Origin of the sequence: Acidaminococcus sp. BV3L6, assembly GCF_000468835.1 — a bacterium.
GTDB lineage: Bacteria > Bacillota > Negativicutes > Acidaminococcales > Acidaminococcaceae > Acidaminococcus > Acidaminococcus intestini.
Genome location: NZ_AWUR01000032.1, coordinates 26,927 through 36,324, shown reverse-complemented (window position 1 = coordinate 36,324; position 9,398 = coordinate 26,927). Strand labels below are relative to the sequence as shown.

General features: G+C 49.8%; 9 protein-coding genes, 5 tRNA genes and 1 riboswitch. Of the genes, 13 read left to right on the top strand and 1 reads right to left on the bottom strand.

What is annotated here, in order from left to right; all coding sequences use genetic code 11:
- From HMPREF1246_RS06135 to HMPREF1246_RS06115, 4 genes are all read left to right on the top strand, one after another.
- On the top strand, positions 1 to 582 hold a 582-nt coding region (locus tag HMPREF1246_RS06135; RefSeq protein WP_035224462.1), incomplete at its 5' end, for a ketopantoate reductase family protein.
- 20 nt (positions 583 to 602) lie between these two features.
- On the top strand, positions 603 to 881 hold the full coding sequence (locus HMPREF1246_RS06130) for a hypothetical protein (RefSeq protein ID WP_009014801.1): 279 nt from the start codon (positions 603 to 605) through the stop codon (positions 879 to 881).
- A gap of 138 nt (positions 882 to 1,019) precedes the next feature.
- Positions 1,020 to 1,122: riboswitch (SAM riboswitch) on the top strand.
- Positions 1,123 to 1,204: 82 nt separating this feature from the next.
- Positions 1,205 to 2,029 carry a MetQ/NlpA family ABC transporter substrate-binding protein gene (locus HMPREF1246_RS06120; RefSeq protein ID WP_014128335.1) on the top strand — a complete coding sequence of 275 codons (825 nt, stop codon included), beginning with the start codon at positions 1,205 to 1,207 and terminating at the stop codon, positions 2,027 to 2,029.
- 21 nt (positions 2,030 to 2,050) lie between these two features.
- Positions 2,051 to 3,382, top strand: coding sequence for a M20/M25/M40 family metallo-hydrolase (locus HMPREF1246_RS06115; protein WP_021736989.1), 1,332 nt, complete (start codon positions 2,051 to 2,053; stop codon positions 3,380 to 3,382).
- Between the two features lie 118 nt (positions 3,383 to 3,500).
- On the opposite strand, the gene HMPREF1246_RS06110 is transcribed toward HMPREF1246_RS06115, so the two are convergent.
- Positions 3,501 to 4,949, bottom strand: coding sequence for an APC family permease (locus HMPREF1246_RS06110; protein WP_021736991.1), 1,449 nt, complete (start codon positions 4,947 to 4,949; stop codon positions 3,501 to 3,503).
- Positions 4,950 to 5,253: 304 nt separating this feature from the next.
- Here HMPREF1246_RS06110 and HMPREF1246_RS06105 point away from each other — a divergent pair, with 304 nt between their 5' ends.
- The 9 genes from HMPREF1246_RS06105 (at position 5,254) to HMPREF1246_RS06070 (ending at position 9,243) form a co-directional block, all read left to right on the top strand.
- Entirely contained in the window at positions 5,254 to 6,534 is a 1,281-nt protein-coding gene (locus HMPREF1246_RS06105; RefSeq protein ID WP_014128336.1) for a M18 family aminopeptidase, read from the top strand.
- 18 nt (positions 6,535 to 6,552) lie between these two features.
- Complete coding sequence (locus tag HMPREF1246_RS06100; RefSeq protein ID WP_009014796.1) at positions 6,553 to 7,512, top strand: C-terminal binding protein; 960 nt, start codon at positions 6,553 to 6,555, stop codon at positions 7,510 to 7,512.
- A 14-nt stretch (positions 7,513 to 7,526) separates the two neighbouring features.
- Positions 7,527 to 7,688 (top strand): hypothetical protein, encoded by a 162-nt coding sequence (locus tag HMPREF1246_RS10585; protein WP_014128337.1) that lies wholly within the window; start codon positions 7,527 to 7,529, stop codon positions 7,686 to 7,688.
- Positions 7,689 to 7,765: 77 nt separating this feature from the next.
- Positions 7,766 to 7,842, top strand: a tRNA-Asp gene (locus HMPREF1246_RS06095).
- Between the two features lie 2 nt (positions 7,843 to 7,844).
- Positions 7,845 to 7,920: transfer RNA gene (locus HMPREF1246_RS06090), tRNA-Phe, on the top strand.
- Between the two features lie 8 nt (positions 7,921 to 7,928).
- A tRNA-Gly gene (locus HMPREF1246_RS06085) sits at positions 7,929 to 8,003 on the top strand.
- A 7-nt stretch (positions 8,004 to 8,010) separates the two neighbouring features.
- A tRNA-Cys gene (locus tag HMPREF1246_RS06080) sits at positions 8,011 to 8,084 on the top strand.
- A gap of 25 nt (positions 8,085 to 8,109) precedes the next feature.
- Positions 8,110 to 8,198, top strand: a tRNA-Leu gene (locus tag HMPREF1246_RS06075).
- A gap of 181 nt (positions 8,199 to 8,379) precedes the next feature.
- Positions 8,380 to 9,243, top strand: coding sequence for a pyridoxamine kinase (locus HMPREF1246_RS06070; RefSeq protein ID WP_035224472.1), 864 nt, complete (start codon positions 8,380 to 8,382; stop codon positions 9,241 to 9,243).
- Positions 9,244 to 9,398: the final 155 nt, after the last annotated feature.

Sequence of the window (9,398 nt, the reverse complement as noted above, 5' to 3'; positions counted from 1 at the left end):
GGAAAAGAGGGAATCGATCAAGTGACTTTCAAGGAACCTCAAGGTATCCGGGGACTTTACTATGGAAAACCTGCGCCCCTGTCACAACGGGATGAGGTACAGCTTGAAGCCCTGAAGGCCTTTTTCGCACGGACTCCGCTCTTGACCCATATGAGCCGCACCATCGAAAGTGATATTTGGGCCAAGTTCCTCTTCAATATTGGCCAAAATATCCCTCAAGCGATTGTAGGCTGCGGAACCGGGGCCTATGCTGATTCCGAACACGTGCGTTTTTTGAAGGAACGGCTTGAAGAAGAGGTTGTCCTCGTGGCAAAAGCCAAGGGAATCAGTCTTCATACGGCTATCCTGGAACCGGGGAAAAATGGCAAGGGTGCGGGCTATACCAAGAGCGAGAGCCCTGCCGTGCGCCATTCTACGCTGCAGGATCTGGATCACCACCGCCATACAGAAATTGATATGCTGTGCGGCCGTATGGTGGAAATGGGAGAAGCCCTTGGCATCCCCACGCCCTATAATGCTTTTGCCTACCATGTAATCAAGGCGCTGGAAGAAAAAAATGACGGTTTATTTGATTATGAATAGGGGGAAGGGAGACGCGTGTCATGGGACTTTTTGTTAGAGAAAAACTCATCTATAAGGAACGTGGCAAAAAAGAGGAATGGAAAAGAGCCCAAGCCCTTCTTAAAGAGGCGGGCCTGAAGCTTTCCGTAACGGAGCTTCCCGGTGAGGCCCCCATCTGCGGCTGCGGAGCCAAGCTTGATATCCGGGATTTTGGTCCCCAAGGCAAGATCGACCGCAATTTCTACTATATCGATGTGCCTGAAAAAGACTATGAAAAGGCAAGGACCCTGCTGATGGAGGCAGGGTTTTCCGCACAATAATCCTCTTTTTACAGAAAAACTTCGATGCTGTTGTATCAAAACATACAAAAAGAGAGAAAAAATAAGAAATTATACTACGGAAATAGGAATTTCTTGACAATTGTTCGTCAAAAATGTAAACTCATACCCGTTAACAACCCTTCATCGAGAGCAGCAGAGGGATTTGGCCCTATGAAGCTGCGGCAACCCCCGAATGGGAAGGTGCTAATTCCAACAGGCCATGCGGCTTGGCAGATGAGCGTTCAAACGAAGGTCAGCGTCATCTGTATAGATGGCGCTTTTTTACTGCTTGTCGATGGAGAGGAAAAAAGGAGAGATGCACAATGAACCTCAAAAAACTGACGGCAGGGACTCTGGCGGTCTTTGCAGCGGCTGCACTCCTAGCTGGGTGCGGCGGCGAAAAGAAGACGGAAAAGGCGCCGGAAGAAAAGAAAAAGATCGTTGTAGGCATTACGCCGGGTTACTCGGAAGAAATCATGGAGTTTGTCAAGGACGAAGCCAAAAAACAGGGCCTTGATGTGGAGCTGAAGGTCTTTTCTGATTATGTAACACCGGACCAGGCACTTGCCCAAAAGGAAATCGACCTGAACTCTTTTCAGCATGGTCCTTTCCTTGATGCCTTCAACAAGAAAAACGGCACGAAGCTGGTCTCCATTGGCAAGACCTACTTGGCTCCTTTGAAACTATATTCGACCAAGATCAAGGATATCAAGGAACTGAAAGATGGCGATAAGATTGCGATTCCAAATGACCCTTCAAATGGCGGCCGTGCCATCCTGATGCTGAGCAAGCTTGGCCTTATCAAAGTCAAAGACGGCGTCAAGGCCTCCGATCTGACGGTCAACGACATTACGGACAATCCGAAACACCTGCAGATCCTTGAACTGGAAGCGGCCCAGCTGCCGCGCAGCCTGGATGATACGGCAGCGTCTGTCATCAATGCCGGCTACGCCAATTCAGCCAAACTTGACCCGAACCTTGCTATTGCCAAGGAAGACAATACGAGTCCTTATGTCAATATCATTGCTGCCCGTGAAGAAGATAAGGATAATCCCACCTATGTGAAATTTGTCAAGATCTTCCAAACAGATGCCGTTAAGAACTATATCAACGAAAAAGCCAAAGGAGCCCTTGTTCCTGCGTGGTAATCATTGAAAGGAGCTGCCAAGATGACCGTACCAACAAAAGAAATCCTTGCCGACCATCTTTCCCAAATGATCCAAATGAAGACGGTCTCAAATTCCGACGTTAACAAAGTCGATTGGTCTGAATTTGAAAAACTCCACAAGCTCTTTGAAACGCTTTATCCCCATGTCTATGAAGTGATGGAAGTGGACCGCGTGGGCCGGGCTGGTCTCCAGTTTCATTATCATCCCAAGGAGACCGCAAAAAAGCCGCTTCTTCTCATGAGCCATCAGGATGTGGTGGAGATTGGGGACCGCAGCCAATGGAGTCATGATCCGTTTTCAGGTCTTCTCCTTGATGGCTCGGTCTATGGCCGGGGCACGACGGACTGCAAACATTTGGTCCTTAGTGAATTGGAAGCCTTGGAATCCCTTTTTGCCGAAGGCTTCCGGCCTGATTACGACCTCTACCTGTCTTTGGGCTACAGTGAGGAAGTGTATCTTGAAAATGATGTGGACGGAGCCCAGCGCCTCGTGGACCATTTAGCGGAAAAGGGTGTCCATATTGGTACCATCCTTGATGAAGGGGGCGGACTTTTCCCGGAAGCTGGCGGCCGTCTTGCCGCTCATATCGGTCTTGGCGAAAAAGCGGCCGTCAACTACGAAATCTACTGTGACCGCAAGGGCGGGCATTCGAGCAAGCCAGGCAATGGCACGGCCCTGGGCGCTGTCGCAAAGGCGGTGGTTGCCATTGAAGCCCATCCGTTTCCCTATCGCTTGACGCCGCTTGTAGAAGCACAGCTCGCAGCGACGGCTCCCTTAAAGGAAGAACCGGTACGCAGCATTTACGCTGATCCGAAAGGGCATTTTGAAGCCCTCTGTACTCTTGCGCAGGAAGATCCTGCCCTTGATGCCATGCTTCATACGACGGTAGCGTTTACCATGGCCCAGGCAAGTACCCAGCCTAATGTACTGCCCAGTCATGCCGCTGTGGGACTTAGTGTCCGCATCCTGCAGGGCGATACAGTGGAATCGGTCGAAAGACGTCTCCAAGGGTTCCTGCCGGAAGGCGTCAAGATCCGCCATATTTCTGGCAAGGATCCTGTACCTGCCTCGACGCCTGACAGCGATTCCTATCGTCTTCTTACAAAGATCCTTCATGCCGTCTATGGCAATGAACTCCTTGCCATTCCATTTCTCATGCTGGGAGCTACGGATACGCGCTACTATAAGCCTATAACCGATACGGTCCTTTTATTTACGGGCCATGTCCATGATAATCGGTGGGGTGCTGCCCATCAGGTCAATGAACACATTCCTGTGGACGCCCTGCCGGCGAGCGTGGAATTCTTCCGTTCCTTCCTGCTGGCCTATTGATGTAATACAAAAAGGGACTGAGAAAAATGCAATCTTCATTTTTCTCAGTCCCTTTTTTAGTTGCTGATTGGAAGGAAAGCGTCCCTATGGGATGCTTTCCTTGGTTCCCCCGTAAAAGTTATTGTGCCCGTCTTTCCCGTTCCTTTTTGGCAAGGTAGGGGAGGATGACGCCAATGCCAAAAAGTACAAGGGGAGTCAAGATGTTCAGGGTAAATTGGAAGGTCCAGGCCGGAGAATAGGCTGCCACGCCGCGAGGGAACATGCCCATGAAGCAGGCATAGGCCGTAAAGAAGAAGCACCAAGCGCCGGCCATTTTTCCAAGGGCTGCGCTTTTGACAAAATGATAGTCAGATTGGAAGCGATCCTGATTTTTTTTGAGCATCATATAAGCATAAAAGACCCAGAGGTAACGCAGGGGCATGCATACGGCATTTAGACGCATGAGCCAGTTGTAGAGACTTGTCATATCGCCAATACCGAGGGCGGGCACGATGATGAGGATGCCCACAAGCAGCGCAGTCAGTTGATAGCCTGTAACAGGAACTCCACGGCTGTTGATTTTGCGGAAGCGTTCAGGAACGAACTTTTCATCAACGTCAGCAAGGAGGATCTTGATGGGCGCGTCGATGGAAACGGCTAAGGTTGAAGCTTGTCCAATGAGGGTGCAGAGAGCAAAAATAACGACAAAGGTTTGACCGACGCCGTAGTATTCGCCAAGTTTTGCAAAGCAGTAATAGGAACCATTCATCATGAGGTCCTTGGGAACATTCTGGGGGTCAAACATGAGCCCCATGGCAAAGGTGCCCAAAATAGCCGTGACACAGACCATGATGGTCATGAAAATCATGGAACGAGGATATTCACGGCTTGGGTTCTTGAGGTTATTGATGTAAGGGGAAAGACGCTCGCAGCCGCCAACAGCAAAGACGAGGATGGCAAGGGTTGTCATATAGTCAAAGTCGAAGGTGGGCATGAGGGTTTCCATATCAAGGCGATAGGTAAAGGTCTTGGCTTCTGTAATATAGGGAGCCGCGAGGGCCAGAAGGATGTAAAGAAAGGACATGATGACCTTTGTGGACCCTGCCAGGGCGCCAATGTGCTTCAAGGAGCGGATGCCCCGAGAGGCATACCATAAAAAGAAGAAAAAGAGGATGAGAGCAATGGATTGAAGCACCAAGGGCGACATCATTTTTGTCAGCGATCCATTGCGAAAAATGGCCCAGCCCAAGGCAACGAGCATACTTTGTGGTTTTTGTGCTAAGTAGGGCATGTGGCAGATCCAGTAGGTCCAGCCAGCAAAATAAGCCAATTTAGCGCTCGACGTGGACCGAATCCAAGAAGAGACGCCGCCTTGGCTGTCTTTGAAGGTAGACCCCATTTCACCGACCATGAGTGTGTAGGGAATGAAGTAGATGGTGAACATGATGATCCAACTGACGACGGCCTTGAGTCCCTGATTGGCGTAGCCATTGACGATGTTGCCAAAGCCCCAGACTGAGGAAAAGGTCATGAGACCTAGGGCTTGCCAGGTAAGGATTTTGTTCTTGCTGGATGTGGGTTGATTCATTGCGAATACCTCCTAGTGGAATGAGAGTAGAAATGGGGGAACCATATGAAATTACACTCATCTTAACAGAAAATTTTGCAAATTGCTACAAGAAAAGTCAATTCGTGATGATGGGGGTCCTCTAACGAAGATAGGTCCAGCGGCTTCTTAAATAAAGTCGGGAACTGAGTAATTCTAATGCAGAAAGACGGTTCTGCGCTGCGTAAATCACTAAACCCTATTGAGGAAACTCCGTAAATCAAGTACACTGTAACAAGAGACATTGTGCCAGAAATCAATGCAAGAACCAAGGAGGAAATTTCCCATGAAACAAACCATCAAATCCCTACTTTCTTTCATCAAGACCAGCCCGTCTCCCTATCATACGGTCCTTTCCAGCAAGGCTATTCTTGAAAAATCAGGCTTTACGGAACTTAAGGAAGAAAAGGATTGGAAGCTGAAACCCAATGGCAAATATTTTGTCACCGTTTTTGATTCCTGTCTCCTTGCGTTCAGAACAGGGAAAAAAGGAACGCGGGGCCTAAAGCTTGCGGCGGCCCATACGGATTTTCCCTCTTTTCGTCTGAAACCTGCCCCCGAAGTACGGACCCATGGGTATGGCACGCTCAATATTGAAGGCTATGGCGGTATGATTGTGAGCACCTGGATGGATCGGCCCCTTTCCCTTGCCGGTAAGATCGTGACACGGACAGAAGATCCCTTCCAGCCAAAGACCCATTTTGTTGATTTTGGACGGCCCCTTCTTACCATGGCCAGTCTTGCCATCCACATGAATCGGGAAGTGAATGATGGTTATAAATGGAATAAGCAAAAGGATATCCTACCCCTTGCAGCCCTTATCGGGGAAGACGAAAAAGAGAGCGCGTTCTTTGAAAAGTTCCTTGCAAAAGAGCTCGGATGCTGTGAAAAGGATATTCTTTCCTTTGATCTTTCGGCTTACCCGACAGAAGATGGCTGTACCTTTGGGTTACATGATGATTTTGTGTCATCTCCGCGTCTGGATAACCTCACAAGCTGCAAGGCATGCCTCGAAGGCATTGTAAATGGCAAAGCAGAAGAGGGTGTCGCCCTCATCGGTCTTTTTGACAACGAAGAGGTAGGGAGCACGACTAAGCAGGGGGCCAATTCCCTTGTCCTTCATAATACCCTGCACCGTATCTATAAAACTCTTGACCTTACGGAAGAGGCTCTTTTTGAGGATATGGCAAAGGGGTTTATGCTGAGCATTGATGTGGCCCACGCTTTCCATCCTAATTATGTTGATAAATGTGATATCACAAATCGGCCCGTCCTTGGCAGGGGATTGGCTCTCAAACAGGCATGCAGTCAGTCCTATGCAGGTGATGCGGAGGCGGTTGCCGTGATTAAGGGACTTTGTGATAGAAAAAATATTCCTTACCAACTTTATGTCAACCGCAGTGATATCAAAGGCGGCAGCACCCTTGGTTCCATGGCTTCTGCCATTACACCGATCCGCACCATGGACCTTGGCGTGGCGCTCCTTGCCATGCATTCGGCCCGTGAAACAATGGGTGCCAGCGATCAGAAGGCATTGGAAGATTTAGTCACGGAATTTTTTGCATAAGAAAGGAGGGCGGCGGTCATGGTCATTTGGATCATCGATGAGGAATGGAATGCGTACGATGTGGAGATATCCCTTCTTACAAAAGCCTTTCCCGGCGTTATGTTCCGCCGCTCTTGCTATGATTTTTGGCATGACCTTGAGGAATTTGGCAGCACAGTGGATGGGCTCCTTGCTCAGGTAAACGTACCCCTTGGTGACGAGGTCTTTAGCAAGATGCCCCGCCTTAAAGCCATTTCCCTCTATGGAACGGGCTATGAAGCCGTGGACCTTGACGCTGCCCAAAAGCGAGGTATTGGCGTGCGCAATGTGACCGCTTACTCATCTGAGGATATTGCAGAATATGTCATCATGGGCACGCTTTTTCTTGTGCGCCGCCTGCCTTTGTTCCTCAAGCACAATGAAAAGTCCCCGTGGGGCGTGCGCGCCATTCCCGCCCTACCGCACCGCCTTTCAGGTCTTACCCTCGCCATTGCGGGATATGGTCATATTGGGCGCAGGACAGCCCTAAAGGCCAAAGCCATGGGCATGACCGTCCTAGCCTATAATCGCAGCGATAAAAGTAAACAGATGCAGGAAGACGGCGTCATTCCCGTGACCTTGGAAGAGGCCTTTATTAACGGTGACCTTGTGAGCCTTCATCTGGCGGCGTCACCGGATACCCGGCATATTGTCGATGCGCGCGTCCTGTCCCTTATGAAAAAAGGCAGTTATCTCATCAATACAAGCCGGGGGAGTCTTCTGGATGAAAAGGCCCTTGCCGGGGCTGTAAAGAAAGGAACGATTGCAGGCGCGCTCCTTGATGTGGTGGAAAACGAACCTTTTACTGCCGAAAGTCCCCTTTATGGTGTGCCTCAGATTATCGTAACGCCCCATATTTCCTATGCAACGGAAGAATCCTTCGTAAAGCTCAAACAGGAGGCGGCAGAAAACCTTGTGGCATTGATGAAAGGGGATCGGAGGGGAAGGCTAACGATGTAAAAAAGGAGACCGGGATGAAACGAATGATTATGGCCCTGATTTTTTTGAGCCTCCTCGTGAGCACCTTTGTGGCAGGATGCGGCATTGATCAGCGCAAACGGGACGGTAGGACTGGCGCGTCGCCTGTGAAAGTCGTACCGCTGCCATACGAGGAAGGGCCTTTCCCTGCTTTTTGAAAAAAATAAAAAAGTTTGTTGACACATTAGGCGTTTTACTGTATACTAAACAAGTCAGTTGCGAAAGACACTGATACGGCCCAGTAGTTCAGTTGGTTAGAATGCCGCCCTGTCACGGCGGAGATCGTCGGTTCGAGTCCGTCCTGGGTCGCCAATGCCTCGGTAGCTCAGTTGGTAGAGCAAGGGACTGAAAATCCCTGTGTCCGCAGTTCGATTCTGCGCTGAGGCACCACTTTTTATGCGGAAGTAGCTCAGTGGTAGAGCATCACCTTGCCAAGGTGGGGGTCGCGAGTTCGAATCTCGTTTTCCGCTCCAAATTGTTGGCGACATAGCCAAGCGGTAAGGCAGAGGTCTGCAAAACCTTTATCCCCAGTTCGATTCTGGGTGTCGCCTCCAATTTTTTTAATGGATGTTCAAATCTGCCGAGGTGGCGGAACTGGCAGACGCAAGGGACTTAAAATCCCTCGGAGAGTAATCTCCGTACCGGTTCGATTCCGGTCCCCGGCACCATTTTTTATACGGAATATTGAGTCATCGCTTGGGCGATGTCTTTTTTTATGCCCAAAATTGGGGTTTCCCCATCCTGCAGCAGGCACGGTCTTTGCTGGTTTAAGAGGAAAACCGTGCATTTTCAATGGCCCTGAAGAGGCTTACAATAGGAAAAACACGGAAAAAGAAAGGGGTTTTCACCATGAAAATAAATCGCGTCCTTGCTATTCATGATCTCTGCAGCTTTGGCCGCTGTTCGCTGACGGCTGCCATTCCGGTCCTGTCAGCCTTGGGAAGCCAGGTCTGTCCCTTCCCGACTGCCCTTTACAGCAATAACCTGACCTATGGCAAGTTCCATAGTAAGGACCTTACAGATGAAATGACATCGTCCATGGATAAGTGGCAGGAACTGGGCCTTTCCTTTGATGCCATTTACAGCGGCTTTTTGGCAAGTTCGGCCCAGGTTGATGTGGTGATTGATGCCATCGGCCGTTTTGGTGGTGGGGGGAAGAGCGTTGTTGTCGATCCGGCCATGGCCGACGACGGAAAACTCTATCCTGTTTTTGATGAGACCATGGCAGCTTCCATGAAAAAGCTTGTTTCCCATGCAACACTCATTACGCCCAATTACACCGAAGCCTGTCTCCTTACGGATACACCCTATCAGGCGAAGCCCCCGACGGATAAGGAACTCGAAACCCTGTGCGATAAGCTCCTTTCTCTGGGACCCAAAGCAATCGTCATTACGAGTGTTCCTACGGACAGCGGCCATATTGCCATTGCCAGTCAGACGGACAGTCAGCTTTTCCCGGAAAAGTATGAAGTACCAAAACTCCCCTTTGGGACCTGCGGTACAGGAGATATCTTTACCAGCACGCTTCTTGCCTACATCCTGCGCGGGAAGGATCTGAACCTTGCCGTCCAGCATGCAGCGGACTTTTTGAGTTTTGTCATTGAAACGACCTTGAATGAAGGAACCAATCCCCATGAAGGCGTCCTTCTGGAAGGCTGTCTGTGGAAACTCCTTGTACCCCAGACCAAGGACTGCACGAGCTGCAAAGGATAAGCGAAGAAAACTAGATCGGAGCCTCAAGCAAAAAGCCGTGGAGAAGTGAGCGAGCGTTCTCCACGGCTTAATTGGTTTGGGGCTGAGCGTCACGTTTTTTCTTCTGGCTTCAAGCCTTTTCCTTTAGCTTTCTTTTTGACAGAAACGCACTTTGA

Coding starts and splice junctions, on each gene's coding strand:
- HMPREF1246_RS06130 (WP_009014801.1), top strand. CDS start 603: ATGGGACTTTTTGTTAGAGAAAAACTCATCTATAAGGAACGTGGCAAA.
- HMPREF1246_RS06120 (WP_014128335.1), top strand. CDS start 1,205: ATGAACCTCAAAAAACTGACGGCAGGGACTCTGGCGGTCTTTGCAGCG.
- HMPREF1246_RS06115 (WP_021736989.1), top strand. CDS start 2,051: ATGACCGTACCAACAAAAGAAATCCTTGCCGACCATCTTTCCCAAATG.
- HMPREF1246_RS06110 (WP_021736991.1), bottom strand. CDS start 4,949: ATGAATCAACCCACATCCAGCAAGAACAAAATCCTTACCTGGCAAGCC.
- HMPREF1246_RS06105 (WP_014128336.1), top strand. CDS start 5,254: ATGAAACAAACCATCAAATCCCTACTTTCTTTCATCAAGACCAGCCCG.
- HMPREF1246_RS06100 (WP_009014796.1), top strand. CDS start 6,553: ATGGTCATTTGGATCATCGATGAGGAATGGAATGCGTACGATGTGGAG.
- HMPREF1246_RS10585 (WP_014128337.1), top strand. CDS start 7,527: ATGAAACGAATGATTATGGCCCTGATTTTTTTGAGCCTCCTCGTGAGC.
- HMPREF1246_RS06070 (WP_035224472.1), top strand. CDS start 8,380: ATGAAAATAAATCGCGTCCTTGCTATTCATGATCTCTGCAGCTTTGGC.